Here is a 26,440-nt window from a genome sequence, read left to right on the forward strand (position 1 = left end):
TCGATAGTCGCCCTCCAAACCGGTCCATGCTACGATAACCCGTCCGCAAGCTCATGGATCTCCACTTCTTTCGCCAGCTAGAGCGCCACCTGGAAGCCATCCCCGACCAGATGGCCCTGCAGGGCATCAATGACGACGGGCGGGAAGTCTTCACCTACCGCCGGATCGGGCGGGAAGTTTCCTCCATCGCCCTTTTCCTGCAAGACCACGGCGTCCGGGAGGGGGACACGGTGGCCATCCTCATGGAGAACCATCCCCGGTGGGGAATCGCTTTCCTGGCGGCACAGAGCACCGGCGCAGTGATGGCGCCCTTCGACGTCCTGCACACGGACGAGACCCTGGCCTATCTCCTGGAGCACGCCGGTTGCCAGTTCGTGATCTGCTCGGAACGCTTCCATCCGCGGCTCGAGTCGATCTGGAAACACCTGGGGTGCACGCTTCCCGTCCTGGCGGTAGGCGACGTCCCCGAGGCGGAGAATCAGTGGGACCAGGTGTTGGAAGAATTCGACGGGAACGCTTCCATGCCTCTGGTCGAACGGGGGACGGACGAGCCTTTCCTGATCCTCTACACGAGCGGCACCACCGGCAATCCCAAGGGGGTGGTCCTGAGCCGCCGGAACGTGTACCGGAACATGGGCGAGCTCCTGAAGATGATCCAGGTCTCCTCTCAGGATCATATCCTTTCGGTTCTCCCGCTCTACCACGTGCTGGCGCTCATGGCCAATTTCATCATTCCTCTCTACGCGGGGGCGAGAGTGACCTATCTGGACACCCTGGAAGCCCAGCGGGTGCTGCGTGCATTTCGCGAGGAGTTGGTCACCATCTTCGTCTGCGTTCCCCAGTTCTACTACCTGCTCCACCGGCGCATCCTCCAGGAGATCGAGAAACAACCGCTGGTGCGCAGACTCGTTTTCCGTTGCCTCCTGGCCTTTTCCCGACTCTGCAATCGACAGCTCGGGTTCAATCCGGGACGCACCCTGTTTCGGCCACTGCACAGCAAGTTCGGCCTCCAGTTCCGCTATTTCGGCGTCGGGGGGGCCCGGTTCGACGAGAAGGTGGCCCTGTCGTTGCGGGATCTGGGATTCACCATCATCCAGGCCTACGGGATGACCGAGACGGCGGCCCTCGCCACGCTGAACCCGCCTTCGACGCGGGAGCTGGGCTCGGTGGGAATGCCTCTGCCTCATGTCCGGATCCGTATTCAGGACCCCGACTCGGACGGGATCGGACGCGTCCTGATGCGGGGCGAGAACATCATGCAGGGGTACTGGAAAAACCCCGAAGAGACGGAGAAGACCTTTCGGGACGGCTGGCTCGACAGCGGCGACCTGGGCTACGTGTCCGAATCCGGGAGCCTCTATATCACCGGGCGGGACAAGGAGATGATCGTTTTGCCATCGGGAAAGAACGTCTTCCCCGAAGAGGTGGAGCATCACTATCAGAGCCACTGTCCCTACATCAAGGAGATGTGCGTGCTGGGCGTCCAGACGCCCGACGGAGAGGTTCAGGAACGGCTCCACGCCGTCATCGTTCCCGATTTCGACGTGCTGCGCAGCAACCAGGTGGTCAATTCGCAGGAGATGATCCACTACCTGCTGGAGGGCATCTCCCAGGAGTTGCCCGCCTACAAGCGGGTCCACAGTTTCGCCATTCGGACCGAGCCGCTTCCCCGCACCACGACCCGCAAGATCAAGCGCTTCGTTCTTCAACAGGAGGTGGAGGCCAGCGCTGCGGACGAGCCTCCCGCCCGTTTCGAAGCTGCCAGCGCGCCCGCGAGTCCTACCGAAGAACGAATCTTCGAGCTGCTTCGCCGGACCCGCAAGGCGCCGATCATCCACCGGGAGATGAACCTGGAGCTGGACCTCCGTTTCGATTCGCTGGAACGGGTGGAGTTCGTTTCGAGCCTGCAGGACACTTTCGGGGTCCGAATCTCCGACGAGGCGGCGGCCGAAATTCTCACCGTCGACGATCTGGTCCGGGCCGTGGAAGGAGCCGAATCGCCCGCCACCGAATCGGAAGGGAGTTCCTGGCTCTCCTGGGGAGAGATCCTGGCGAACCCCCTGGAAGGACAGGATGCGGTCCTCATGCGCAAGACGCTGGGCCAAGGGCGTCTGTCGGACCTGGCCTTCTACGCCACGGCCAAGACGGTCCATACGCTGGCGCGGGTCCTCTTCCGCGTCAAGACCCGCGGCACCGAGAACCTGCCCCGCGAGTATCCGTTCATGCTCTGTCCCAACCACCTCAGCTACCTGGACGCGTTTCTGGTGGCGGCAGTCCTTCCCTACCGTCTGACCCGGCGCCTCTTCTTTCTGGGGTACAGCGACTATTTCGTCGGCCGGTTCACGTCGTTGGTGGGCCGGTTCCTCAAGGTGGTTCCGGTGGACTCGGACCGCTATCTCCGCCAGGCCCTGCGCCTGGGAGCCGAGGGGCTCAAGAAGGGGAAGGTCCTGTGTGTCTTCCCCGAGGGCACCCGCTCCATCGACGGCCGGCTGAAGCCGTTCCGGAAAGGACCCGCCATCCTTTCCACGGAACTCAAGGTGCCCGTCGTCCCGGTGGGAATCGCGGGGACTTACGAAGCCTGGCGCCGCGGCTCGAACCGGATCCGCCTCCACCCGGTGGAGATCACGTTCGGCAAGCCCTTCCTGCCGGAGCCGGCGGACTACCAGGAGGCGACCCAACGCATCTTCCGTTCCGTGGAGCAGTTGATCCCGACCCGGAAGCCGGCGTAACGGTCCCGCTGGAACGCCTGCCGGAAGCCTCAAGCCCGGCCGCCTTCCGCGACGACTCCCTTCACGGGCTGTTAACAAAAGCTGTTAACATGAGAAACATGGAGGAGGCGCCCCCCTCACTGCCGCTGCGGCACCTGGACACGCTCTGGTTCCAGGTCGCGGGGACGCTCTGCAACCTGCGCTGCAGCCACTGCTTCATCAGTTGTTCCCCGGACAACCACACGCTGGAGTTGATGGAAGCTCCCCGCATCTTCCGCTACCTGGACGACGCGCGGAGAATGGGGGTGAAGGAGGTCTACTTCACCGGCGGCGAGCCCTTCATTCACCGGTCCTTCCTGGCCATACTCGAATCGGCACTCCAGGATTTCCCGGTCTCCGTGCTGACCAACGGCGTCCTTATTGACGAGGCGAAAGCGGACCGCCTGCGCCGGATCGCCGACGGCTCCCGTTTCTCCCTCGAGATCCGCATCAGCATCGACGACTACGAAGAGACGCGAAACGACGCCATTCGCGGCAAGGGGACGTTTCGCAAGGCTCTGGAAGCGTACAAGCTGCTTTATGACCGCCAATTCCTCCCCATCCTCACGGTCACCGAGATGAGGGACTACCTGAGCCCGCAGGGGGAAGAGCGAGACCTTCACGGCCGCTACGTGAAGCTGCTCCGGTCCGTCGGCGTCGACCGGCCCCGGATCAAGGTCATCCCCATCTTCGAAATGGGAATGCTGCCGGCGCCCGCCGAGCAACGCCCCGTGACGCCGGAGATGCTTCGCGAACTGGACCCGGACACACTGCAATGCTCCTCTTCGCGAATCGTGGCTCACGACGGAGTCTATGCCTGCCCCATCCTGGTGGGCGAGCCGGAGGCCCGATTGGCGGATGACCTGGAGGGAGGCCTCCGGGACTGTTCCCTTTATCATTCTTCCTGCCAAACGTGCTACGTCACCGGCATGACCTGCAAGAACTTCTGATGAGGCGGTTTCTAACCGCCGAACTCCCGCGGCGCAAAGCGGCGGCGGAAGAATGGGCGATTGGAAATCGCTCCTTATGAACAAGAACTATCGTAGGGTCGCCCTCTTCGGAGGCGTCTACAACAACTACCTGGCGCTCGGCGAACTGATGCGGGAATGCCGCGCGTCCCGCGTCGACGCCATCTTCTGCCTGGGCGACATGGGGGCCTTCGGACCCCATCCGGACCGGTCCTTTCCGCTTCTGCGGTCCGGCGGGATCCAGAGCATCGCGGGAAACTACGACGTGTCGCTGGCGCAGGGCAATGAGGACTGCGGCTGCGGCTACACCGACCCCTCCGACAACCATTTCGCCCGCATCAGCTACGACTACACTTTCCGGAACACCTCCCGGGAGAACAAGAAGTGGCTGGGAACGCTCCCGTCCAGCCTCTCCTTCGGACTGGGCCCGCTGAAGGTCCGCCTCTGCCACGGATCGCCCCGCCAGATCAACGAGTTCCTGTGGGACAGCACGTCGCCCGACCATCTGCTCTCCGGTTTTCTGGACAGCGCCGGAGCGGATGTCCTCTGCTGCACCCATACGGGATTGAAGTGGCACCGGGAGTTGCCCGGCCGCAAGCATTTCTTCAACGTCGGGGTCATCGGCCGCCCCGAGAACGACGGACGCACCAACGTCTGGTACACCGTCCTGGAATTCGACGGCCACGGTTTTCGGCACGAATTCCGGCCGCTCCGATACGATCACCGGCGGCTGGCCCGGGAGATGCGCGACGAAGGGCTGCCGGAGGAATTCGTGGAGACCGCCCGGACGGGATGGTGGACCACCTGCCTGGAAATCATGCCCTCCAGGGAACGGCGAAGCGGAAGATTCTAGCGGGAGAAGCGCGGGTCGTTACGGGCGGCTGAATCCGCCGGTTTCAAGCCGGCGGGGGAGCGGCGTAGGCCGTAGGATCGGGCACCCCTGATTCGGCAAAGGCGTCGATGCGTTCCTTGCACTTCCCGCAGACGCCGCAGTGCACTCCGCCCCGCGACTCGGCGCAACTGAGAGTCAACTCCAGCGGCAGATCCCGGCCCAACCGGATCACTTCGGCTTTGGACATGCCCGCGAGGGGCCGCAGGAGACGCAGCGGAAAATCCAGGCCGCGGCTCAGCGTGCGTTCCAGGCCCTCGAAGAACTCGGGTGTGGCGTCGGAGAAGGGATTGGTGCCCAGAATACCCAGAGCAATCCTGCCCACGGAGTTGAGGCGGCACCACACCGCCGCCTTGACCAGGAGAACCAGGTTCCTCCCCGGAATCTCCCACCGCTCGTCCGGCTCATGGTAGCCGGGAATCCCGGCGCCGGAGCTGTGCCACAACCCGCCGTAGACGTCGCTCATGGGCAGATCCAGAACCTGAACCGGGTCGATTCGAGGATGAGCCACGGCTTGCAGGAAAGCGTCCAGACGCGCCAGCTCCTCGCTTTCCCAGACCAGGCCGCATTTGACGTAGACGGGACTGACCCATTGAGCCGGCCGGGTCAGCATGACCAGCATCACGCAACTGTCCAGTCCGCCGCTCACCAGGACAGCGGTTCGATCAGTCATCCCCGCGATACTCGGCGTAGGCGTCATGCGTTTCCCAGAGCCGAACCGCCTTCACCGGCAGGCGGCTCGCCCGGGCTTCGTGGAAAATGAGCTTGGCGATGTTCTCGGCGGTGGGATTCGCCTTCATCACGAAGGGGCTCTCCCCCACCTTGCGCAACGCTTCGATGAGGGGATCGTCCTCCCGCAGAAGCATCCGATGATCCAACTGCCCGTCGATGAAGCGCGCGACTTCTTTCTTCACGTCTCCGAAGTCGTAGACCATGCCCCGATGGTCCAACTCGCGGCTGGAGAGCTCGATTTCCAGGACTCCATTGTGTCCATGGGCGTGGGCGCACTTGCCGTCGTAATCCAACAGCCGGTGTCCGTAGCAAAAGTGCAGCCGCTTGACGATGGTGTGCCGGCCCGCAGCCATCTTCTCGCCACTCCGGCTCATCCGCCACCCTCCGTCAGGATCACGAACCACCTTCGGGGACCGTGCATCCCCTTGACCAGCACTTTTCCGATGTCCGCGGTCCGGCTCGGCCCCGTGACCAGGGTGAGCGCGCTTCCCTTCTCTCCGGGCCGAATCCTTTCGAAGAGCTGATCCATGTTGGAGAGAAGGTCCCCATGCGCCAGAAACACGATGTGGGTCTCTGGAAGAACGTTGAGCAGCCGTCCGCGGCCAGGCCCGACCGTCTGCACGACGGTTCCGGTCTCGGCGATGCCGAATGCGGCACTGGAGGCGGAGACGGGAATCGCGGCCAACCGGTCCAGCTCGATGGAGTGGGCCGCCAGCGTGATGGGGAGCCGGACCCGTCCCTGGTAGTGGTAGCTGAAGACCAGGTTGGGGGTGGAGAATGACTCAGGCAGGCGCAGCCTGTAGGGCAAGCCGTGCTTGATGAAGATCTTCTCTTCTTCCCAGAAGACCTCGGTATGCCCCGTCTGCTCCAGGACCTGGGAGAGCACCTCCGCCGGGCTCCGGTTCCGGGCATCCAGAAACACGCCTCCGACCGCCTCCAATTCCCGGCGGAAGACCTCCACCGGATCCTGGAACCTGGGGGCCTCGGGATATCCGGCCGGCAACGGAACCGGCGCGCCGGCGCCGCAGGCCGAACGAACCTTCTGCAGGATCCGCGGGCGGCTCACTTCTCCTCCTTGTCGAGCGCATGGAACTGCTCCCGGAAACTCTTTTCAGGAAGCGGCGGCAGATCCCGGTACCGGTCCCACCCGCTGAAAGGGGGCATCGGCACCCGCATTCGCCCCTCGCGCACGAAGTAGGGCTGCACCCGGCGCACCAGCTTGCCCAGGAATCCATACCGGCCGGGAGAGCTCATGGCCCAGGCCCAGAACTGCATGGCCCAGGCCTCCAGCGGCAGATGCCGGGCCAGGCGCTGCCGGCTCCGCTGGACCCGTTCCCGCAGCTTCAGCAGGATGTGCGGAATCTCGATCTTGACCGGACAGGTCTCGTAGCAGGCGCCGCAGAGCGAGGATGCGAAGGGATGTTCGGGCGCCTCCTCCGCCGAGGTCAGTTGGGGAGTCAAAATGGCGCCGATCGGCCCCTGATACGTGGACCCGTAAGCGTGTCCGCCGATCCGCTGGTACACGGGGCAGACGTTAAGGCAGGCGCCGCAACGGATGCAGGCCAGCGTCTGCCTCAATTCCGGGTCGGCCAGAATCCGGCTCCGGCCGTTGTCCACCAGCACCAGGTAGAATTCCCGCGGGCCGTCCCACTCTCCCTCCCGGCGGGGGCCGTTGATGAAATTGACGTAGCTGGTGCTCTTTTGCCCGGTGGCGCTCCGGGAGAGGAGCTTCAGGAACACCGCCAGGTCGCGGGCCCGGGGAATCACCTTCTCGATCCCCATGATGGCGATGTGCACCTCCGGCAGGGAGGCGCAGAGGCGAACGTTCCCTTCGTTTTCCACCACCACCAGCGTTCCGGTTTCGGCGACGCCGAAATTCACGCCGGTGATCCCTGCGCCGGCCGTCAGGAAATGGCGTCTCAGGACGGCTCTCGCCGTGGCTGTGATCGCCTCCACGTCGTCGGTGGGAGGCATTTCCAACTCGCGGCCGAAGAGCTCGACCACTTCCTCCTTCGACTTGTGCAGGGCCGGAGTCACGATGTGAAAGGGCGTCTCCCGGGAGAGCTGGATGATGTACTCGCCCAGGTCCGTCTCCACCGGGTCGAACTGGGCCTTCTCCAACTCTTCGTTGAGATGGATCTCCTCTCCCAGCATGGTCTTGCTCTTGGCCACCTTCTTGATCTCGCGCTCCTGGAGCAGACCCACGATGAACTCCAGCGCCTCGGCTCCGGTGTCGGCCCAGACCACCTTGCCGCCCTGAGCCATGACCTTCCGCTCCAGCTCCTGCAGATAGTGGTCGAGGCGGGAGAGGGTATGAGCCTTGACGTCGTGGGCATGCTGACGGAGCTCCTCCCAGTTGGAGACCTCCGCGACGGCGCGGTCCCGGGACAGGAGCGACTTTTCCAGTGCCGGTTTCAGGTTGGCCTGGAGGGTGGCGTCGGACAACACCGCCGAGGTGTTGGGCCGGATCCTGAGCTGCATCCAACTATTCCTCGAACTTGGCCAACAGCTCGGCCAGGTGCAGGGTCCGGACCTGGGACCCCCGGCGCTGGAGCAGTCCGCCGATGTGCATCAGGCAACTGACGTCGTTGGCCACCACGTAGCGGGCCCCCGACTGGTGAATCGTCTCCACCTTGTCCTCTCCGATGGCCGCGGAAACGTCGGCGAACTTGACCGAGAAGGTCCCGCCGAACCCGCAACACCGGGCGGCGTTGGGCATTTCCAGGAAGCGGACTCCTTCGACGCCCTGGATCAGGAGCCGCGGCTGCCGGCCGATCCCCAATTCCCGAAGCTGGTGACAGGAGTCGTGGTAGGTGACGGCCTCCGGGAAGCGGGCGCCGGTCCGGGTCACCCCCAGCACCGAGACCAGGAAGTCGGACAGTTCGTAGGTTCTCCCGGCGATCTCCCTGGCCAGCCGGCCGTCCTTCGAGTCGGGAGGGAAAAGAGTCGGCACGAACACCTTGAGCATGGTGGCGCACGATCCGGACGGCACCACGACGGGGCCGCTGCCGGCGTAAGCTTCCAGGAATCCGCGGGCCACGGTGCGGGCCTCGTCGGAATGACCACTGTTGAACGCCGGTTGGCCGCAACACGCCTGACGCTCGTCGAAATCGACTTTGACCCCCAGCCGATTCAGGATCCTGATGGTGCTGAGTCCCACCTGGGGAAAGACCTGATCCACCAGGCAAGTCACGAACAGCGAAACTTTCATGGCGACGCCCGCGCAGTCGTCCGGGACTGGACCGATTTCATGACCCGGTTCCCGCGGTTCGCACAGTCTACTACGGGCGCCTCCTCCCCTGCCGGGCTGCTATAGTGTTAGTGGGAATGGGCAGGCGGACGGGTAGAAGAATCGGGATTTACGGGGGCGCCGTCCTCCTGATGGCGGCGGCGGTTCCGGCAATGCTTCCGGTCTGTGGCTTGGAGGCCGCCGGTTCGCAAGGCTTTCTCGACCGGTCATGGATTCCTGCCGGCGAGCGGCCGTCCCTGGATCTTTCCGGATCGCTGGCGACTCTCGACGGAGAGCGGGTCCCCTTGCAACAACTGAAGGGCAAAGCCCTGTTGATCAACGCCTGGGCCACGTGGTGCGGACCCTGCCGTCTCGAGATGCCCTACCTGGCCGACCTGCACCGGCGGCTTTCCAGGGAAGGCCTGGCGATTGCCGCCGTCAGTTGGGAGGACCCCGAAGCTGTCCGAACGTTTCTCGAAGAAACGGGCGCCGACTATCCCTTCCTGCTGCTGGCGGATCCTGACCGGATCCTGCAGGGACGTTTTCAGGTCATCGGGCTGCCCACGACACTGATCGTCGACGCTCGTGGAAGGCTGGCGTTGCACCATGTGGGAATGTACGTCTGGAACTCTCCTGAAGTCGTGAGCCGAATCCGTCACCTTTTGGCCGAATGAGCGAGTGGTTTCACTTCCGCTGCATCAACGACTCCTGCGTCCGGGAGTTTTCCATCCGGGAAAAGCTCTACCAGTGCCCCCGTTGCCGGGACCTGTTGGACATCGTCTATGACTTCAGCCGCTTCGAGGTGAATTCCCTCAGGGAGCGCTTCTTGCGGAGGCGCCTCTCGAATCGCCCCCTCGACGTGAGCGGAGTGTGGCGATATCGAGAACTGCTCCCCTTCGAAGCCGGCGACCTGGACCGGGTGGTGACCATGGGGGAGGGAAACAACCCCGTCCTGGACGCCCCCCGGTGTGCCGAATACGTGGGCCTGGATCGGCTGCGGGTGAAAAACCTGGGCTGGAATCCCAGCGGATCGTTCAAGGACTACGGCATGACCGCGGCCGTCTCCCAGGCGATCCGGCTGGGCGCCGAGGTCGTCGGCTGCGCTTCAACCGGCAACACGTCGGCCTCCATGGCCGCCTATTGCGCCCGGGCGGGTCTGCGGTCCGTCGTCTTCCTTCCCGAGGGCCAGATCGCATTCGGCAAGCTGGCCCAGGCCCTGGACTACGGCGCCTTGACGCTGCAGATCCAAGGCAACTTCGACATCGCCATGAAGCTGGTTCAGGAACTGGCCGCCGAAACCGACCTCTACCTGATGAACTCCATCAACCCCTTCCGCCTGGAAGGCCAGAAGACGGTGATCCTGGAACTGCTGGATCAACTGGAATGGCAGAGTCCGGACCGGATCGTGGTGCCCGGCGGCAATCTGGGAAACAGCTCCTCCTACGGCAAGGTCCTGATGGAGCTGAAAGAGTTGGGAATGATCGACAGAATTCCCAGAATCACCATCATCCAGGCCGAGGGAGCCGACCCTCTCTATCGGACTCTGGTGACCAGTTCGCAGGAACTGGTCCCGGTCAACGATGCCTGGACCCTGGCCAGCGCCATCAAGATCGGTCAGCCCATCAGTTGGAAGAAGGCGGTCCGGGCCCTCCAGTTCTCCGACGGCTGGTGCGACGAGGTGACGGAGCAGGAGATCGCAGACGCCAAGGCGATTCTGGGGCGGGACGGGATCGGGTGCGAACCCGCTTCGGCCACCACGGTGGCGGGCCTCAAGCGCTTGCTGGATGCCGGCAGCGAGGAGCGTCCCGAGGTGACCATCGACCCTGGCGAGAACGTCGTGGCCATCCTGACGGGGCATCAGCTCAAGGACCCCGACTACACGGTCAACTACCACTTGGACAGCCTCTACGAGCACGCTGCCTACAAGAACCGGATCGTCGACAAACACGGGAAGATCCGATCCACCTATGCCAACGCCCCGGTCCAGGTGCCCCCCGACAAGGAGCAGATCGCCCGGCTCCTGGGTCTCTAGATCTGCTGGTCTGCTAAGATTCGCCCATGGTTTCCCAGCCTCCGGGGCCGTCCGGCTCCGCTCCCGAGTCCGAACGCCTCGAGGCCTTCCTGGGGGAGAAGACCAGCCGGCTGCCCTCCCGGGAAGAAGCCAAGCTGGCCAGCCTGGACCCGCTCCGGCGCTACCTTCTGGAGATCAGCCAGTTCGAACCGCTGACGGCGGAAGAAGAACAGGTGCTGATCCGCCGCTACCAGCAGGAAGGCGATCAGGAGGCGGCCTATCGCCTGGTCACCTCCAACCTGAACCTGGTGGTCAAGATCGCCTTCATCTACCGTCGTGTCTACAACAACGTCATGGACCTGATCCAGGAAGGAAACATCGGCCTGATCCAGGCTCTGGGCCGATTCGATCCCGACAGGGGGACCCGGCTGCCCACCTACGCCTCCTGGTGGATCAAGGCCTACATCATCAAGTTCATCATGGACAATTTCCGGATCGTCCGGATCGGAACCACCAACCAGCGGCGCAAGCTTCTCTTCAACCTCCGCAAAGAGAAGGAGAAGTTACGGCTTCAGGGAATCGAGCCGACGTCGTCGCTGATCGCCAAGAAACTCGACGTGCCGGTCAAGGAGGTCCGGGCGGTGCAGCACGCCATCGAGTCCTCCGATCTGAGCCTGGACAACTATATCGATCCCAACCGGACCATCCGGCATGCGGACACGCTTGAGGCCACCGGAGAACTGGTGGAGGAGACGCTGGCCCGGGGCGAGTTGAAACGGCTGTTCGCCCACAAGTTTCGAGAGTTCGCCGAAACCCTGACCGAAAGGGAACGGGCCATCCTGAACGAGCGCCTCATCGCCGAGGAGCCCAAGACGCTGCAACAGTTGGCGACGCGCTTCGGTGTGAGCCGGGAAGCGATCCGCCTCAACCAGATCACGTTGACCAAGAAGATCAAGGCCTACATGCAAGAGGCCCTGAAGAACGTCACCGACGTGGAGTTCGCCCTCATTTCCTAGCCGGTGCGCCCCCTTTGCATGGGCGCCCTCCTGTCTTCTCGCCCCCCCTCAGACAATGAGCATGGCGTCACCGTAGCTGTAGAAGCGGTAGCCGCGGTGGACGGCCTCCCGGTAGCTTTCTTTCAGCAGGCGGTTTCCGGCAAACGCCGATACCAGGAGCAGCAGTGATGTCCGGGGGAGGTGGAAGTTGGTGATGAGACCGTCGATGCCTTGGAATTCGAAACCCGGCTTGACGAAGAGGTCGGTCCATCCCCGGTCCTCCACCACGTCGCCGTGGCGCAGCCAGACCTGCTCCAAGACCCGTGTCGACGTGGTCCCCACCGCGATGACGCGTCCCCCTGCCTTGCGGTGGCGCCGAATCCTCCGCGCCGATTCCGCCGACACCTCGTAGTACTCCGAGTGCATACGGTGGTCCTCGACCCGAGCCGCCACGACGGGTTGGAACGTGCCGTAACCCACGTGCAACGTGATCTTGCAGTGGTTCAGGCGGGAGAGGAGCGCCTCGGTGAAGTGGAGTCCCGCCGTCGGGGCCGCCGCCGAACCCGGCCGGGCGGCGTACACCGTCTGATAGGCTTCGCGGTCCCGGGAATCGACTTCCCGCCGAATGTAGGGCGGGAGGGGCGGGCGCCCCACTTGCTCCAGGACCTCCTGCAGATCCCCGGCGGGTTTGAGGCGGACCTGGCGGACGGCGGGACCGGGATCGTCCAACACACGAATCGACAGCAATTCGGGATGTACGATGAGCAGGTCGCCGGCGCGGGCCCGACGGCCCGGCTTGAGCAGGGACCGCCAGACATGACCCTGGAGTGCATCCAGCAACAACACCTCGACTCGCCCCCCCGTCTCCTTGACGGCCGCCAGCCGGGCGGGCAGCACTCGGGAGTCGTTCAACACCAGGAGGTCCCGCTCCGACACGAGACCGGGGAGATCGGAGAACCGGGCGTGTTCCCGGGTGGCGGTCTTCCGGCGGAGCACCATCAACCTCGAACCGTCTCGGGGAGACTGGGGACGTTGGGCGATGAGGCGCGGCGGCAGTTCGTAGTCGAATTCGTCCAGCTTCAAATCGCGTTTCATTTTAATCCAGCGCGCCGCGCCGAAAAGGGCTCCAGGAGGAGCGGCCCTGCGCCGCGGCGGATTGTGCGAGAATAGCGCGTCCATGTCGTTCAGAGTCCCGAGGCCGGTGGTTTCAATGTCCGGCGGTCACTTCTTCATCGACTGCTACGCCAGCATGTTCGGGGCGTTCCTGCCCTTCCTCCACCAGCAACTGGACCTGTCGCTGGCCGAAGCCGGGATACTGGGAGGCGTCCTGAGTTTTTCCAGCGCATTCATGCAGCCCGTCTACGGCTACCTGGCGGACCGGCTGCGGAACCGCGTCTTCACCGCGCTGGGACCCGGACTGGCGGGGATCTTCATCTCCGGCCTGGGCCTGGCTCCCAATTTCTGGGCGCTGTTGGTGATGGTCATCCTGGGCGGCGCCGGGATCTCGGCGTTTCACCCCCAGGCGGCGTCCATGGTCTCGGAGTCCTCCGGCCGCAGAAAGGGCCTCCACATGTCGGTCTTCGTCACCACCGGCATGCTCGGCTACGCCCTGGGCCCGGTCTATATCACCACCGTGATTGCCCTCGTGGGCCTGGGATCCAGCCTCTGGGCCGGCGTGCCGGGGGTCGCCATGAGCCTGTATCTCATCCTTTACGGTCCATCCCCGTCCCAGACGGCCGCACTCCACCACAGGACTCTTCTTTCGCGGCTTCTGGAGCAGCGAAAGCCGCTTCTGATCCTCTATCTGCTGGTGGTCATCCGAGGAACCATCCAGATCATCTTCGTCGCGTTTCTTCCCTTTTATCTGACTCTGAACGGATACGACGAGTCGCGGGCTGCCCTGGTTCTGAGTCTGTTTCTGCTGGCCGGCGGCAGTGCGGGTTTCCTGGGGGGCCTCCTGAGCGACCGCTTCGGCGGGAAGAGCGTCCTGGCTCTCTCCATGTTCGGCGGCCTGCCGTTGCTCTTGGCGTTTCTCTGGTCTCAGGGACCGATTTCCGTCGTACTGTGCATTTTGGGAGGCGCCGTCCTGCTCTCCACTTCTCCCGTCAACGTGGTGATGGCCCAACAGATCGTTCCGGAGGCCACTTCCACGATTTCCGCGCTGCTCATGGGGTTCGCCTGGGGCGTGGGTGGATTGCTGCTGCCTTTGTTTGGATGGGCCAGTCAGACGGTCGGCCTTCAATTGTCCATGACGGTCATCGTTCTCCTCACCGTGCCGGGGTTCGTTCTGGCCTTGAAGCTTCCGCCGGGACTGGGACGAGGCGGCCTGAAGGCAACGCCACGGTTGGCGCATGAATGAAATGCGGACGAGCGCCACCCACAAAACTGCGGCGAGGCTATTTACACGATTTCGAGGGTTGGTTTACAATCTTCGGGCCGCATGTTGACCACCGCTAACGCCAAGACGATTGAGCTCGCTGCCGACAAGATCCTCGGCAACATCATCGACAGTTGGTACGACAACGTCGCCAGCTTCTACATCACCAGCGAGCAGGTGGCGAACCTTCCCGGCCAGCAGGGCACCGAGGAGCTCAAGCGCTTCCACGACGACAAGGGCCACCGGATCAAGTTCAACAAGGGCGATCTGGACTTCACGTACGGATTGCGTTCTGCCTGGCTCGACGACGCGTTCATTCTCGAAGTGAGCGTCAACAACAAGGTGGAATCATTCGACTACGACGATTTTCTGCGTCGGCTCGTGACCCACTACCGGCACCTGGGCGCCGAAATCGTGCCCGCGCCATTTGAGCTGAAGGAAAAGAAACTCCGCTACAACCAGATCTTCCTCCTGGAACCCAGTGTGCAGGCTGCTTTCGCCGTGGAGAAGAGAGGCGAAGGCGCCGACATCATGCGGCTCTCCTTCAGAGTGGGCACTCCCTACCTGGAGCACTGCTTTCGGCCCCAGGTCGGCAAGCAGATCATCGAGAACTACTGCGTCTCTCCCTTGCGGACCGTGTTCGCCGCCGTCTATCGCCGCCGCTCCAATTGAGCTGGCGCCGACTCTTCACTTGTAAGTCTCGCGGATCCACTTCTCCAGCGAACCCGCAGGATCCTCGATGACCTGAGGACCCACGGACAACGGCTTGGAGGCCTGTCCGCGCGCCAGCAGTTTCATTCCGTGCTCGTACTCCCGAAACAGGTCCCTGCAGTACTGCAGAACGTCGGCATTCGGGCCTCTCACCCGCTCGGAGATGAGTGCAACGGCTTCCGGCGTAAAGCTGATCTCCACTCCGTATCGCTTGTAGAACTCCGCCTCGAATCGTTTGAGTTGAAACTGCAGGATGGCCTCGTGATGCAGGTCCGGCGTGGCCAGGAGCTCCTTGAGCGCCGCTTTCGGATCCTCGACCAGCTTGCGGTCCGCTACCAATTCCGTCACTTCATGATCCGGAAGTTGGTACTTGAAGTCGCGGAAGACCCTCTCGCACACGGTCATCAGTCCGCGCGCGCCCGTCTCCTCCCGCTCCGCCAGCGCGGCCAGCGCGCGCATCGCCCCATCCTTGAAATAGGCGTCGATGCCGTAAGCCAGAAAGTCCTTCTTGTACTGCTTGAGGAGAGACCCCTCCGACCTCTTCAGGATCTGAAAGAGGTCGTCGACGCTGAGGCGGCGGCAGTGGGTCACGACCGGAAGGCGCCCGATGAACTCCGATTCGAAACCATATTCCACGAAGTCCGTGGAACGGACCTGCTGCAGCAACAGCTCCTCTTTCCGGTCGGCCTCCTGCTCTCCGCCCATGAAGCCGATCTTTCTTGAGCCCAGACGCTTCCCGACGATCTCGGTCAGTCCGTTGAAGGCGCCGCTGACGATGAAGAGGATGTGCTTGGTGTTGATCGTCTTCTTTTCCGGCTTGCGGCCGGATTGAATCTCCATCAGGGACTGCATCTGGCTGGCGATGTCCGTGGGGGACCGCAACGGGACCTCCGTCTCTTCCATGAGCTTCAAAAGGCCTCTTTGCACGCCGTGGCCGCTCACGTCCCGCCCGATGACGCCCGTGGGTCCGGCGATTTTGTCGATCTCGTCAAGGTAGACGATTCCATACTCCGCCAGGCCAACGTCGTCGTTCGCCTGCTGGACCAGTTCCCGGACCAGATCCTCCACGTCGCCACCCACGTACCCGGTTTCGCTGTACCTCGTGGCGTCGGCCTTGCAGAACGGAACGCCGATCAACCGGGCAATGTTCTGGATCAGATAGGTCTTTCCCACCCCCGTGGGACCGATGATGATGATGTTCTGCTTCTTGTACTCCCGGCACTCGTCCGAGTCGCTGCAGTTCTGGATGTGGTGATAGTGGTCGCAGATCGCGGTTGACAGAACCTTCTTGGCTTGGTCCTGCTGAATGACGAAACGGTCCAGGTACTCCTTGATCTGGCTCGGACGGTAGTCGAACGTGAGATCGCGATGATCCGCCGGCTCCCGGGCCGGCTCTTCTCCCGTCCCCTCCCGTTCCGCCTTGGGGAACACTTCGACCCGCACTCCGGTCCCGTATTTGTTCTGGAGCAACTGCTTCAGTTCGTCAGGATTGAATCGCTTGTCGGCTGGCATGGACTCCCTCCCACATGCAGGTTCGGCCTTTCTTGAACCAAGCAGCCGAACCGGGTATTCGCGTCAAAAGTACCGCAACAACACTTCCCGTGCGGAAATCAGCGCCATGACGTTGGTGACGGCCGCTCCGGCCACGGCGGCTCCCGAGAGCCAGGGAGAGACCCGTTTGGCGGCAGGAAGTTGCCGATTCAACCAGATGGCGGCGATGCAAACGAGGCCCACGCCCACGTTGGTGCTGAAGAGCGCCACCATGTCCACCATGATGATGGGGGTCGTCCCGCTCCAGATAAAGAATCCGGAAAGGAACAGGATGGAGATCCCGTAAATGTTTCTCACCCTGGCGAGCGACCAATTCCGGCCCGCGGGCACGAGCTGACGAAGAAAACTGTGAGCGCCCCTGCCGTAGATATCGGGCAGCGCGTTCAACGTCCCCCAGAGCGCGGCGAGAATCGTGACGTAATAGAGCGGAATCATGAAGGATGAGATTTCGGCGAAGATATGGGCCTGCTCCGTCAGCAGATCGTATCCCTGCGGGATCCTTTGCATGGGATTCAGAATGGCTGCGCCGGCCACCATGAAAGCCACCGTCACCAGAAACACGACGACCGCGTTGGCCCCCACATCGAACTTCAGGGGCCCCAGCGCGCGCTTTCTTGCGGCACGTCCCGAGGCTTCCTTCAGCCTCCAGCCTTTCATCAGGATCCAGTTGGAGTAGACCACGTAGTTCATGGCGATGCTGCCGGCGTAACCGAAGACCGCGGCCACCTCCAGGAGCCGGCTTCTTCCCTTGATTTCAGCGGGGATCCAGTCCGGATAGGGAGGGACCGTACCCAAGCTGAACATTCCCTTGAAAATCCCAGCGAAGTCGGGGCGGGCCAGGACGGTGGCGGTCACGGTTCCCGCCAGAAGCACCAGGCAGACCACACCCTGCGATTTCTCCAGAGTGTCGTACCGTTGGACCAAGCCCACCAGGACGGCCAGGCTCAGAAAGGCCAGAGCCAACCACTTGTAGGAGACGTTCACTCCTCCACCGGCCAGAACCTGGCTCATCAAGCGCCCGCACGGGACCGCGATCACCACGAAGACGAAGGGAGCCACCAGGGACTCCAGCACCAGGACGGTCCAGAGAAACCACCCCCGGGGACCGGGCAGCTCCACCAGCTTTTCCGCTACGGTGCGACCGGTGGCGACCGTATAGTGGCCCAGGAGATACAGAGTCAGGAACGACTTGGCCAGGATGGCCAGAAGGATCAGCCAGAGGAGGTCGTAACCGCCCCAGGCGCCGGCCCGGACGGCCAGAACCGTCTCGCCGGCTCCCACGGTGGCGGACGCCACGATGGCGCCCGGGCCGATCCGCGACAGCCACTTGCCCGGTTTGACCATGAGCGCGTCATAGTACCAGATGTATACTCGCCTCCCCATGGACAGCCGAGAGCGCCTGAAGCAGATCCTGTTGAGGCGTTGCCTGAAGGTGGGCCGTTTCCGGCTCGCATCGGGACGCCGGAGCCACTACTACCTGGACCTGAAGCAGGCCACCCTGGAGGCTGAGGGAGCCTACCTCTCCGCGCTGCTGATCCTGGAGGAGCTTCAGCGGCGGCAGGTCTCGGCGGCCGCCATCGGCGGTCTGAGCCTGGGCGCCGATCCCATCGTCGCCGCCGTGGCGACGGTGAGTTTCGTCCACCGTTCCAGGTTCGACCCGATTGACGCGTTCATCGTCCGCAAGCGACCCAAGAGCCACGGGACCCGGCACTACCTGGAAGGCTACCAGGGGCCGGAAGGGTCTCCGGTGGTGGTGGTCGACGACGTCTGCACGACGGGAGGGTCGGCCCAAAAGGCCATCGTCCAGGCCGAGGCCGAAGGCTACCGCGTGGCCGCCGTCATCTCCATCGTCGACCGGGAGGAGGGCGCCGCCGGGAATCTGGCTTCCTACCACTATTTTTCGCTGTTCCGCGCCTCCGAACTCCTGGCCGACCCCGGCGTCCAGCGCCGGATCGACGCCCTCTCCAACCCATCCTGCTGACCTCCGGCGCCCGTGGGAACAGTCCTGCGGGATTCATATTAGAATGAAGGGATCATGCCCCGATTCAAGGTGGAATGCCCCGATTGCGGGTGCCGGCTCCTCGTCGACTCCAAGACGGGCCTCGTGATTCGAAGTGAGAGCAGGAAACCGGACTACTCATTCGAGTCGGCCTTGGAAAAGATCGAAGAACGAAAGTCAAAGGCGGACCAGATCTTCAGCCAGGCAATGGACGACGAGAAGCGCCGCCACGCCAGTCTGGAGGACAAATTCCAGGAAGCCCTGCGGTCCAAGGACGAGCTGGAGGATCCGAAGCGCCTCTGGGATCTGGATTGACGAATCCGGAGCTCTGAACCGGCCCCAAGGAGGACCTTTCATGGCACGAAGAAGATTGATTGCCTGCGCGGCACTGTTGGCGCTTTTCCTGCCCGGGTCCGCGTTGGCCGGCGATGACGTGATGTCGAAGCTGACTGCGCTGGAAGGCGAGTGGATCCTGCTGGATGACAACGGAGGGGAGACCGGCGTCGTCGGCGCCAGCTTCCGGCTCACTTCCGCCGGGTCGGCAGTGATGGAGCGGATGTTTCCCGACAGTCCCGACGGACATGAAATGGTCAACATGTACCACGCGGACGGAGAACGCGTCCTGATGACCCACTACTGTGCGGCGGGAAACCAGCCGCGGTTGGAAGTGAGGGCCACAGACGACGAAAACCGCCTGGAGTTGCGATTCGACAGCATTACCAATCTTTCTTCGCCCACGGACCATTACATGCACCACGCCGAGTACATCGTGAGCGGGAAGGACCGCCTCACGACGCGCTGGTACAGCATGAAGGACGGGCAGATCACCGAGGAATCCCCGAAGGTGTTCGAACTGAAGCGCCGCAGATAGCCCGGGTCCGGATTCCGGCGGAGGGTGCGCGCCCGCCGCGCCGGGCGGCGGCGAAAGGGGGCAACCGAGGACCGATCGGGAGCTGAAACGGCCATGAGCAGCCCTTATCGCCACATTCTTAAAGAAGTCCGGCTCGCATTTCCCCAACCCGTATCCGATCCGATCCACGACTCGTACTTCGTACACTCCATCATGCGCGCCCTGGACCAGGTCGACGCGCTGAAAACGCGGTTGCCGATTCTCGGATCCGTTGTCCCCGGCGATTTCGAGGCGGCGCGGAAGGCCGAATTGCGCGCCCGAACGGCCTCGGTCGAGGCGGTCACATCCGATCTCGTCGGCTATCTGCGAGGCATGACCATCTTCGGCCATCCCCGCACCCAACAAAACGTGGTTCCGCCACCGACGATACCGAGCCTGATCGGCGTCCTGCTCTCCGCGCTGCACAACCCGAACGTCTCCTGGGACGAATACAGCCGCCTGGTGGCGTTGGCCGAAGTCGAGGCCACGGCCATCACTGCCCGCTTGGTCGGCTACGACCCGGCACTGGCCGGCGGCGTGTTCACCTTCGGCGGCACCGGAACAACCCTCTACGGGGTGAAGCTCGGTCTGGAAAAAGCCTGCCCTCAGACCATGCGCAAAGGCGTGCCGGAAGACGCCGTCGTCTTCGTCTCCGAGGCCGGCCACTACTGCGCCATGAACATTGCGGGGTGGCTCGGAATCGGGACCGACAATTTGATCGCGATTCCGGCTACCGACGAAAACGAAATCGATCTTGCCCAGCTCGAACGAGCCGCGCGGGCGGCATTGTCGAGCGGAAAAAAGATCGCCGCCATCATCGCGACTTTGGGGACCACCGATGCCTTCGGGTTGGACGACCTGCGGGGGATCGTGAAACTGCGGGACGCCTTGGCCGAGGAATATCAACTCGCCTATCGGCCGCACGTTCACGCCGACGCCGTCATCGGCTGGGCCTGGTCGGTGTTCAACCAGTACGATTTCAAGAGCAACCCCCTGGGGTTCCGGCGACGCACAATTCGCGCCCTGGCAGGTGCGTGCCGCCGAATCCGCCATTTGCCGGAAGCCGACTCCGTCGGCGTGGACTTTCACAAGACCGGTTTCGCGCCTTACATCTCCAGCCTCGTGCTGGTCAAAAACTCGGAGGACTTGCGGCTGGTGACGCGCTCGGCCGAACAGATGCCCTATCTCTATCACTTCGGCGATCATCGGCCCGGCATGTACACCCTCGAAACCTCCAGGGCGGGAACGGGTCCTCTCGCGGCCCTCGCCAATTTTCGCCTGTTCGGCGAGCAGGGTCTTCAGGTCGTCATCGGGCATATCGTCGAGATGGCTCAACTGCTGAGGGAGCACCTGGAAGGGCATGAAGGCACGACCGTCCTCAACCGGGACAACTTCGGCACCGTGACCCTGTTCCGCGCCTATCCGCCGGGCGTCGACACCTTTGCCATCAAACGGCAGGAATTCGACGACCCGGCCTACCGGGAAACCCTGTTGGCCCACAACGAATACAACCGAAACATCTTCCGATACGTGCACTCCGAGGCCATGGCGGGCCGCGGCGTCGTCGTTTCTTCGACCGAGTGCTATCGCCGCACCCGCTACCAGGAACCCATCTTTGCCCTGAAATCGTATATCCAGTCGCCGTTTGTCGATGAATCGGACGTCGAAGTCGTGGTTGCGAAGGTCTTGGAAGCCCGGGAAAAAGTCGCTTAACCGGCCAGGGCCTCCGCGGGGCAATGCCCGTTTCCCGTCCTCCTCCGGCCCGCGGGCCTATCCGGAGCCGGGCCGGGCCGGGGTCCTTGGGTTTCATTCCGGCGGATCACATTGAAGAAGGCCTTGGACGCACTACTCGCATCGCTTGCCCCGGACTCCGGGTCACCCTCCACGGAGCGGGCGCGGAAAGCCGTCTTCCTGGCCCGGCAGCTTCAGGAAACGGCGGCGGCGCTTCAAACCCCCGTGGAAGCGAGGCAGCAGGCCGAACTGGAGCGGATGGTGCAGAGTCCCCACGACAAGGCGACGCTCACCCAACTCACCGACCAGGCCTTCCGCTCCAACAGTCCGCATCGCGCCGTCGACCAGATCCTGCACATCCTGGACGTGCAGGGAATCCCTCGTTTCTTCAGCGGGCTGGACCGGACCCTGCTCAGGGGCTTTCGCTCCTTCGGCTCCTACCTCCCCGGGGTGGCGGCTCCCCTGGTGAAGGAAAGGATGCGGGAAGAGACCGCCAATGTCGTTCTCCCCGCCGAAGAGGCTCTGCTGGGCCGGCACCTGGAGGCGCGTCGTCAGGGCGGCGTGCGGATGAACGTCAATTTCCTGGGCGAGGCCCTCCTGGGAGAATCCGAGGCGCAGAGGCGCCTGGAGTCGTATCTCCGCGCTCTTCAGCTCCCGGAGCTGGAGGTCATTTCGGTCAAGATCTCCACAATCTACTCGCAAATCTCGTCGCTGGCCTTCGAGCAGACCGTCTCCGTGCTCTGCGATCGAATGGAACTACTGTATCGCGCGGCGGCCAGGGAGCGCTTTCGCCGCCGGGACGGCACCGAAGCGCCCAAGTTCGTCTACCTCGACATGGAGGAGTACCGTGACCTGGCGGTCACCACCGAGGTCTTTCTCCGCACTCTCGCTCGCAAGGGTCTCGAGCACGCCGGCGCTGGGATCGCTCTTCAGGCCTACCTCCCCGACTCCTACCTGGCCCAAAAGAGAATCAACGCCTGGGCCAGAGAACGCGTGAATCGGGGAGGAGCGCCTGTGACCATCCGGCTGGTGAAGGGCGCCAACCTGGAGATGGAACGTGTGGAGGCTTCGCTACGGGGTTGGAAGCAGGCTCCTTTCAGGTCGAAGCTGGAGACCGACGCCAACTTCAAGCGCATGCTGCACGAAGCCCTGACGCCGGAGAACATCGCCGCCGTGCGCCTGGGGGTGGCCTCGCACAATCTCTTCGACGTCTCGTACGCTCTGCTGTTGGCAGCGGAAGCCGGCGCCCTGGACCGGGTGCAGTTCGAGATGCTGGAAGGGATGGCCAACGCCCAGCGCCGCGCCCTGTTCGAGCTGACGCAAAACGTCCTCCTCTATGCGCCGGCGACCCGGAAGGAGGACTTCATCAACGCCATCGGATACCTGTTTCGCCGGTTGGACGAGAACACGGGACCCGACAATTTCCTCCGGCACGCCTTCCGGCTGGTCCCGGACAGCCCGGAGTGGAAACGGCTGGAAGAGGGGTTCCTCGAATCCTCCCGCCGCCGCGAGTCCGTTTCGGAAAAACCCCGGCGTGTCCAGAACCGCCTTGCCGAAACCGGCGTGTCGCCACGCCCGGGTTCGTGGAGCCGATTCGTCAACGAGCCAGACACCGACTTCTCATTGCCGGCCAACCGCGAGTGGGCCCAAGGCATCATCGAGCGCTGGAAACCCCGGCACGGCGAACACAGGGTGGAGGTTCCCCTGGTGGTGGACGGGAGGGAGATCTTCCGGGATCGGGAGTTGCAAGACTGTCTCGATCCATCCCGGCCGGGCCTGATCGTGGGCCGCTACCGGCAGGCCAACGAGGAGGACGTGGAGCGGGCCGTGGCCTGCGCTCGAAACGATCCGGACGGCTGGCGCCGGAAGCCGGTGAAAGAGCGTTCCCAGGTCCTGGCGGCTGTGGCCCGGGAGCTGCGTCGCAGCCGGGGAGACCTCATGGGCGCCGCCCTGGCGGACGGCGGGAAAACCTTGTCCGAGTCGGACCCGGAGGTTTCCGAGGTCGTGGACTTCGTCGTTTTCTACGACCTGGCCGCCCGCTACTTCCAGGACCTCCCCGGTTCGAGGGCCGAACCGAAGGGCGTCGTGGTGGTCGTCTCCCCCTGGAACTTCCCCATCGCCATTCCCGGAGGCGGTATCGCCGCCGCACTGGCCGCGGGGAACACCGTCATCCTCAAACCCTCTCCCGACACCGTGCTGGTGGCCCATGAGCTGTGCCGGTGTTTCTGGAGGGCCGGGGTTTCGCGGCGGACTCTGCAGATGGCGCCGTGCGCCGTCGCGACAGGCGGGTCCCGATTGGTCTCTCACCCGGCGGTGGACGCCGTCATTCTGACCGGCGGCACGGAAACCGCCCTGCGGATGCTCCGCCTCAAGCCGGACATGAATCTCCTGGCGGAAACCGGGGGCAAGAACGCGGCCACCCTGACTGCCCTGGGAGATCGGGAACTGGCCATCAGTCACGTGATTCACTCCGCGTTCAGCCACAGCGGACAGAAATGCTCCGCCACGTCCCTGCTCCTCGTCGAGGAGGAGACCTGCCGGGACCCCAAGTTCAAGGAGACACTCTGCGACGCGGTGCGGAGCCTGGAGGTCGGGTCGGCCTGGGATCGGAGGAATCGCATGGGGCCCCTGATTCGCCCCCCGTCCGGCGCCCTGGAAAGGGGCCTCAAGGAACTGGAACCCGGCGAGTCATGGGCGGTCATGCCCAGGCGGATGGAGGACAATCCCTGCCTCTACTCGCCGGGGGTCAAATGGGACGTCCGACCGGGAAGCTTCACCCACCTGACCGAGCTCTTCGGTCCCGTGCTGGGGGTGATGCGGGTGAAGAACCTGGACGAGGCGCTGGGCCTCATCCGTCAGACCGGCTACGGATTGACCGCTGGGTTGGAGAGCCTCGACGATCGCGAGCAGGCGTACTGGTGCGACCGCGTCGACGCGGGAAACCTCTACGTCAACCGGGGAACCACCGGCGCTGTCGTGCTTCGTCAACCCTTCGGGGGCATGGCCAAGTCCGCCTTTGGTCCCGGCATCAAGGCGGGAGGCCCCAACTACGTGTCCCAACTCATGAACTTCAGCGACACCGAGCCTCCAAATGGTCCCACCCCGGTCGCCGACCCCCATCTCGCCGCCCTCCGGTCGCGCCTGAAACAACCGCTTCCTGCCGCCGTCACGGCGAATGGGGACGAACTGCCCCGCGTCGTGGCGGCTCTGGAAAGCTACTGGGCCAGCAGGCGGGACGAATTCGGACGCACCCATGACCATTTCCGCCTCGTGGGCCAGGACAACCTGCGGCGTTATCTCCCCGTCCGCCGGCTCTGCATCCGCGTGGACCCCTCCGATTCCCTGTTCGAGATCTTCGCCCGCGCCTGCGCGGCCAAGGCCGCCGGCTGCCGCGCGGCCATGAGCCTGCCCAGGGGATGGTCGTCTCCGGCCGTCGATTGGCTGAGGGAGCTGACCGGGTCGTGGGAGGAATCCATCGAATTTATCCGCGAGACCGACCATGAACTGGCGGACCGGGTCCGCTTTGCGATGCCGGAGCGGGTACCGGGAATTGTGTTCCGGGCGGCGGCCGCGTCCGGAGTCTACCTGGCGCGGACCCCGGTGCTGGCCCAGGGCCGGGTAGAGTTGCTCTGGTACCTCCGCGAACAGAGCATCAGCATCGATTACCATCGCTACGGCAACCTGGGCATCCGGGAAGGGGACGAGAGGATGGGGGTCTCGTAGGCCGGGTCGACCGATAATCGGCCATCCTTACTGCCGGCAGTTCGTCCAGAGCATCTTAACCGGCATCGCGAAGAGCCTGGAACCGGCCTTTTGAACGCGGTCGCCGTCATGGAGGATGATGCCGCACGCGAAACGATCGCCGACGGCCTCTCGCAGGCGTTTCAAGCCCTTGAAGTCCCTGGGGCGGACCGTTGCGCCGGCTTTGACTTCGATCCCGACGACTGCGCCGGGGGATCGCTCCAGCACGAAATCGACTTCGACCTGGTCCTTGTCGCGATAATGACTAATGGCCAGTTCGTCGCCGGAAAGATTGGCCGTCTTGGCGATCTCGGCGTAAACGAAGCTTTCCAGATGAGGCCCCAGCTTCTGCCGGTCCCTGGCCACTGTCGCCGCCGATACCCGCTGAAGCGCCGCCAGCAGGCCGGAATCCAGAAAGTGCAGTTTCGGCGCCTTGACGAGCCTCTTCAGTCCACACAAATTCCCCGAGGTTTATCGTCCGATCCGGCATCAGCTATCGTCCAATTCGGAATGCAGGCCCGTCCGATTCGGAATGCAGGCCGGAATCGAAGCGATCGCCATCTCAAAACCCGGCCGCACCACGGGGGAGGTTGGACTTTCCGGGAGGCCTCTGGAGGAGCTGGCGGAGGAGGTAGGATTCGAACCCACGGTGCCCTTTCGGACACAGCGGTTTTCAAGACCGCCGCCTTAAACCACTCGGCCACTCCTCCGGCTGGAACGCGCCCTCCATTCTCTCACAGCCGGAGCCGGGCGCGCGGAATTCAGCCAAGCTCCACCTGGTCCTGGATCCGCTGCATGTGGGCCATCTTGGCCTCGTGGGGCAGGAAGGAGCACCGAACCGCCTGCAACGCGATTCGCTGAAGGTCCTGGGCCGTCAGCCCGAAGATGCGCGAGGCCTTCAGATACTCCTGGGTCAAGCTGGTCTGGAACAGGCCGGGATCGTCCGTGTTCAAGGTCACCGGAACGCCGCGGCGGTAGAGGAGGGGAAAGGGGTGCTGAGACAGCGGAGCCCACGCCCGGGTCCTGAGGTTGCTGGTCAGGCAGACGTCCAGCCCGACGGCATGCTCCCGCAGATACTCGATCAGGCGCGGGTCCCGCGCCGCCTGGACGCCGTGGCCGATCCGGTTGGCGCCCAGGTCTTTGAGGGCGCTCCAGACCTGGTCCGGCTCGCCGATCTCACCGGCGTGGACATGAATGTAGATCTCATGGGCCTTGGCCCAGAGAAAGACATCACGATACTCGGTCAGGGGGAGGGACAACTCGTCACCTCCCATACCCAACGCCACGACGCCCCGGCTCCGGTGCTCCGCCGCCAACCGGGCCGTCCTCCACGCCGCTTCCACGCCGAACTGGCGCACGCAGTCCAGCACCCAGCGGATGATCAGGCCCTTCTCCTCGAACCGGGCTCCTGTTTTCAACAGATGCCGCAGTATTGCCCGGCCGTCCCTGCCCCAGATCCAGGGAATGGACGGTGAATAGATGATCTCCGCATAGAAGACGCCCTGCCGGAGAAGGCTCTCGGCCAAGTCCTCCAGGATGTCGCCGTAGTCCTCCTTGCCGCGCACGTGTTGGCAGACCACCTTGAAGGCGCCCAGGAATTCGTGGAGGCTCCCGTACCGGTAGAGGTTCTCCGTCAACGCGGCGGCGCTGAGGGACGCATATTCCGTGCCGTATTTTCGGGCGAGGGCAAGGAGCCGCTCGGGCCCCACGCTCCCCTCGAGATGAAGATGCAATTCGGCCTTGGGGAGACTCCGAACATATGACTCGGAGACGGCTGTCCTGGAAGCGTTTCGCCGCGTTTCGCGGCCTTCCCGGCCGATCATTCCTCACCTGCTGCGGGAGCCGCCGAGCGTTCCCGGCTCCTAGGAGC

The 26,440-nt window shown here is 63.8% G+C and carries 23 protein-coding genes and 1 tRNA gene; 13 read left to right on the top strand and 11 right to left on the bottom strand.

The genetic code is table 11. The annotated features are described in order from the left end of the window. Positions 1 to 53: 53 nt before the first annotated feature. The 3 genes from OXT71_12620 to OXT71_12630 all read left to right on the top strand — a co-directional run bounded on the left by OXT71_12620 (position 54) and on the right by OXT71_12630 (position 4,568). Positions 54 to 2,729 (top strand): AMP-binding protein, encoded by a 2,676-nt coding sequence (locus OXT71_12620; protein MDE2927235.1) that lies wholly within the window; start codon positions 54 to 56, stop codon positions 2,727 to 2,729. Between the two features lie 89 nt (positions 2,730 to 2,818). Continuing rightward, a complete protein-coding gene (locus tag OXT71_12625; GenBank protein MDE2927236.1) occupies positions 2,819 to 3,697 on the top strand; it encodes a radical SAM protein in 879 nt (292 codons plus the stop codon). A 76-nt stretch (positions 3,698 to 3,773) separates the two neighbouring features. Beyond that, positions 3,774 to 4,568: a metallophosphoesterase family protein gene (locus OXT71_12630; protein ID MDE2927237.1), complete on the top strand. Its 795-nt coding sequence runs from the start codon at positions 3,774 to 3,776 to the stop codon at positions 4,566 to 4,568. Positions 4,569 to 4,611: 43 nt separating this feature from the next. Here OXT71_12630 and OXT71_12635 read toward each other — a convergent pair whose 3' ends face one another. The 5 genes from OXT71_12635 to OXT71_12655 are packed head-to-tail and all read right to left on the bottom strand — an operon-like array spanning position 4,612 to position 8,547. Beyond that, positions 4,612 to 5,277 (bottom strand): 7-cyano-7-deazaguanine synthase, encoded by a 666-nt coding sequence (locus OXT71_12635; protein MDE2927238.1) that lies wholly within the window; start codon positions 5,275 to 5,277, stop codon positions 4,612 to 4,614. Then, entirely contained in the window at positions 5,270 to 5,710 is a 441-nt protein-coding gene (locus tag OXT71_12640; GenBank protein ID MDE2927239.1) for a 6-carboxytetrahydropterin synthase, read from the bottom strand. The genes OXT71_12635 and OXT71_12640 overlap by 8 nt, the downstream gene beginning before the upstream one ends. Next, positions 5,707 to 6,402, bottom strand: coding sequence for an LUD domain-containing protein (locus tag OXT71_12645; protein ID MDE2927240.1), 696 nt, complete (start codon positions 6,400 to 6,402; stop codon positions 5,707 to 5,709). The genes OXT71_12640 and OXT71_12645 overlap by 4 nt, the downstream gene beginning before the upstream one ends. Continuing rightward, the gene (locus OXT71_12650; protein ID MDE2927241.1) at positions 6,399 to 7,817 is read right to left on the bottom strand and encodes a LutB/LldF family L-lactate oxidation iron-sulfur protein; all 1,419 of its coding nucleotides are present in this window, start codon (positions 7,815 to 7,817) and stop codon (positions 6,399 to 6,401) included. Before OXT71_12650 ends, OXT71_12645 begins: the two co-directional genes overlap by 4 nt. 4 nt (positions 7,818 to 7,821) lie before the next feature. After that, entirely contained in the window at positions 7,822 to 8,547 is a 726-nt protein-coding gene (locus OXT71_12655) for a (Fe-S)-binding protein (protein ID MDE2927242.1), read from the bottom strand. Between the two features lie 191 nt (positions 8,548 to 8,738). On the opposite strand from OXT71_12655, the gene OXT71_12660 reads away from it, so the two are divergent. Genes OXT71_12660 through OXT71_12670 form a run of 3 tightly spaced genes read left to right on the top strand, consistent with a single transcriptional unit; the run spans position 8,739 to position 11,592 of the window. After that, entirely contained in the window at positions 8,739 to 9,239 is a 501-nt protein-coding gene (locus tag OXT71_12660; protein ID MDE2927243.1) for a TlpA disulfide reductase family protein, read from the top strand. Continuing rightward, positions 9,236 to 10,597, top strand: a complete 1,362-nt coding sequence (gene thrC / locus OXT71_12665) for a threonine synthase (GenBank protein MDE2927244.1) — start codon at positions 9,236 to 9,238, stop codon at positions 10,595 to 10,597. Before OXT71_12660 ends, thrC begins: the two co-directional genes overlap by 4 nt. A gap of 26 nt (positions 10,598 to 10,623) precedes the next feature. Beyond that, positions 10,624 to 11,592, top strand: coding sequence for a sigma-70 family RNA polymerase sigma factor (locus OXT71_12670; GenBank protein ID MDE2927245.1), 969 nt, complete (start codon positions 10,624 to 10,626; stop codon positions 11,590 to 11,592). A 48-nt stretch (positions 11,593 to 11,640) separates the two neighbouring features. Here OXT71_12670 and queA read toward each other — a convergent pair whose 3' ends face one another. Further along, positions 11,641 to 12,666 (bottom strand): tRNA preQ1(34) S-adenosylmethionine ribosyltransferase-isomerase QueA, encoded by a 1,026-nt coding sequence (queA, locus tag OXT71_12675; protein ID MDE2927246.1) that lies wholly within the window; start codon positions 12,664 to 12,666, stop codon positions 11,641 to 11,643. A gap of 82 nt (positions 12,667 to 12,748) precedes the next feature. Between queA and OXT71_12680 the strand changes: the two genes are divergently transcribed. Both OXT71_12680 and OXT71_12685 read left to right on the top strand, forming a co-directional pair. Beyond that, positions 12,749 to 13,930 (top strand): MFS transporter, encoded by a 1,182-nt coding sequence (locus OXT71_12680; protein ID MDE2927247.1) that lies wholly within the window; start codon positions 12,749 to 12,751, stop codon positions 13,928 to 13,930. A gap of 81 nt (positions 13,931 to 14,011) precedes the next feature. Then, the gene (locus OXT71_12685) at positions 14,012 to 14,620 is read left to right on the top strand and encodes a hypothetical protein (GenBank protein ID MDE2927248.1); all 609 of its coding nucleotides are present in this window, start codon (positions 14,012 to 14,014) and stop codon (positions 14,618 to 14,620) included. Positions 14,621 to 14,635: 15 nt separating this feature from the next. On the opposite strand, the gene OXT71_12690 is transcribed toward OXT71_12685, so the two are convergent. Together OXT71_12690 and OXT71_12695 are read right to left on the bottom strand one after the other, a co-directional pair. After that, positions 14,636 to 16,171 carry an AAA family ATPase gene (locus OXT71_12690; protein MDE2927249.1) on the bottom strand — a complete coding sequence of 512 codons (1,536 nt, stop codon included), beginning with the start codon at positions 16,169 to 16,171 and terminating at the stop codon, positions 14,636 to 14,638. A 63-nt stretch (positions 16,172 to 16,234) separates the two neighbouring features. Continuing rightward, positions 16,235 to 17,593, bottom strand: a complete 1,359-nt coding sequence (locus OXT71_12695) for an Nramp family divalent metal transporter (GenBank protein MDE2927250.1) — start codon at positions 17,591 to 17,593, stop codon at positions 16,235 to 16,237. Between OXT71_12695 and pyrE the strand changes: the two genes are divergently transcribed. From pyrE to OXT71_12720, 5 genes are all read left to right on the top strand, one after another. Continuing rightward, positions 17,592 to 18,191: an orotate phosphoribosyltransferase gene (gene pyrE, locus OXT71_12700; GenBank protein MDE2927251.1), complete on the top strand. Its 600-nt coding sequence runs from the start codon at positions 17,592 to 17,594 to the stop codon at positions 18,189 to 18,191. The two genes, OXT71_12695 and pyrE, sit on opposite strands and share 2 nt — an antisense overlap. Positions 18,192 to 18,245: 54 nt before the next feature. After that, entirely contained in the window at positions 18,246 to 18,524 is a 279-nt protein-coding gene (locus tag OXT71_12705; GenBank protein ID MDE2927252.1) for a hypothetical protein, read from the top strand. Between the two features lie 40 nt (positions 18,525 to 18,564). Further along, on the top strand, positions 18,565 to 19,080 hold the full coding sequence (locus OXT71_12710) for a hypothetical protein (protein ID MDE2927253.1): 516 nt from the start codon (positions 18,565 to 18,567) through the stop codon (positions 19,078 to 19,080). Positions 19,081 to 19,173: 93 nt separating this feature from the next. Further along, positions 19,174 to 20,811, top strand: coding sequence for a pyridoxal-dependent decarboxylase (locus tag OXT71_12715; GenBank protein ID MDE2927254.1), 1,638 nt, complete (start codon positions 19,174 to 19,176; stop codon positions 20,809 to 20,811). 123 nt (positions 20,812 to 20,934) lie between these two features. Then, entirely contained in the window at positions 20,935 to 24,552 is a 3,618-nt protein-coding gene (locus OXT71_12720) for a bifunctional proline dehydrogenase/L-glutamate gamma-semialdehyde dehydrogenase (GenBank protein MDE2927255.1), read from the top strand. Positions 24,553 to 24,579: 27 nt separating this feature from the next. Here the strand turns inward: OXT71_12720 and OXT71_12725 are convergent, their stop codons facing one another. The 3 genes from OXT71_12725 to add all read right to left on the bottom strand — a co-directional run bounded on the left by OXT71_12725 (position 24,580) and on the right by add (position 26,393). Continuing rightward, the gene (locus tag OXT71_12725) at positions 24,580 to 25,029 is read right to left on the bottom strand and encodes a DUF4143 domain-containing protein (GenBank protein MDE2927256.1); all 450 of its coding nucleotides are present in this window, start codon (positions 25,027 to 25,029) and stop codon (positions 24,580 to 24,582) included. A gap of 161 nt (positions 25,030 to 25,190) precedes the next feature. Next, positions 25,191 to 25,280 (bottom strand) — tRNA-Ser (locus tag OXT71_12730). 51 nt (positions 25,281 to 25,331) lie between these two features. Continuing rightward, on the bottom strand, positions 25,332 to 26,393 hold the full coding sequence (gene add, locus OXT71_12735; GenBank protein ID MDE2927257.1) for an adenosine deaminase: 1,062 nt from the start codon (positions 26,391 to 26,393) through the stop codon (positions 25,332 to 25,334). Between the last annotated feature and the right edge of the window lie 47 nt (positions 26,394 to 26,440).

The organism is Acidobacteriota bacterium (assembly GCA_028874215.1).
Lineage (GTDB): Bacteria > Acidobacteriota > UBA6911 > RPQK01 > JAJDTT01 > JAJDTT01.

Excerpts from the sequence above, each read along its gene's own strand:
- OXT71_12620 (MDE2927235.1), top strand. The coding sequence starts at position 54 with ATGGATCTCCACTTCTTTCGCCAGCTAGAGCGCCACCTGGAAGCCATC.
- OXT71_12625 (MDE2927236.1), top strand. The coding sequence starts at position 2,819 with ATGAGAAACATGGAGGAGGCGCCCCCCTCACTGCCGCTGCGGCACCTG.
- OXT71_12630 (MDE2927237.1), top strand. The coding sequence starts at position 3,774 with ATGAACAAGAACTATCGTAGGGTCGCCCTCTTCGGAGGCGTCTACAAC.
- OXT71_12635 (MDE2927238.1), bottom strand. The coding sequence starts at position 5,277 with ATGACTGATCGAACCGCTGTCCTGGTGAGCGGCGGACTGGACAGTTGC.
- OXT71_12640 (MDE2927239.1), bottom strand. The coding sequence starts at position 5,710 with ATGAGCCGGAGTGGCGAGAAGATGGCTGCGGGCCGGCACACCATCGTC.
- OXT71_12650 (MDE2927241.1), bottom strand. The coding sequence starts at position 7,817 with ATGCAGCTCAGGATCCGGCCCAACACCTCGGCGGTGTTGTCCGACGCC.
- OXT71_12655 (MDE2927242.1), bottom strand. The coding sequence starts at position 8,547 with ATGAAAGTTTCGCTGTTCGTGACTTGCCTGGTGGATCAGGTCTTTCCC.
- OXT71_12660 (MDE2927243.1), top strand. The coding sequence starts at position 8,739 with ATGCTTCCGGTCTGTGGCTTGGAGGCCGCCGGTTCGCAAGGCTTTCTC.
- thrC (MDE2927244.1), top strand. The coding sequence starts at position 9,236 with ATGAGCGAGTGGTTTCACTTCCGCTGCATCAACGACTCCTGCGTCCGG.
- OXT71_12670 (MDE2927245.1), top strand. The coding sequence starts at position 10,624 with ATGGTTTCCCAGCCTCCGGGGCCGTCCGGCTCCGCTCCCGAGTCCGAA.
- queA (MDE2927246.1), bottom strand. The coding sequence starts at position 12,666 with ATGAAACGCGATTTGAAGCTGGACGAATTCGACTACGAACTGCCGCCG.
- OXT71_12680 (MDE2927247.1), top strand. The coding sequence starts at position 12,749 with ATGTCGTTCAGAGTCCCGAGGCCGGTGGTTTCAATGTCCGGCGGTCAC.
- OXT71_12685 (MDE2927248.1), top strand. The coding sequence starts at position 14,012 with ATGTTGACCACCGCTAACGCCAAGACGATTGAGCTCGCTGCCGACAAG.
- OXT71_12690 (MDE2927249.1), bottom strand. The coding sequence starts at position 16,171 with ATGCCAGCCGACAAGCGATTCAATCCTGACGAACTGAAGCAGTTGCTC.
- pyrE (MDE2927251.1), top strand. The coding sequence starts at position 17,592 with ATGGACAGCCGAGAGCGCCTGAAGCAGATCCTGTTGAGGCGTTGCCTG.
- OXT71_12695 (MDE2927250.1), bottom strand. The coding sequence starts at position 17,593 with ATGGGGAGGCGAGTATACATCTGGTACTATGACGCGCTCATGGTCAAA.
- OXT71_12705 (MDE2927252.1), top strand. The coding sequence starts at position 18,246 with ATGCCCCGATTCAAGGTGGAATGCCCCGATTGCGGGTGCCGGCTCCTC.
- OXT71_12710 (MDE2927253.1), top strand. The coding sequence starts at position 18,565 with ATGGCACGAAGAAGATTGATTGCCTGCGCGGCACTGTTGGCGCTTTTC.
- OXT71_12715 (MDE2927254.1), top strand. The coding sequence starts at position 19,174 with ATGAGCAGCCCTTATCGCCACATTCTTAAAGAAGTCCGGCTCGCATTT.
- add (MDE2927257.1), bottom strand. The coding sequence starts at position 26,393 with ATGATCGGCCGGGAAGGCCGCGAAACGCGGCGAAACGCTTCCAGGACA.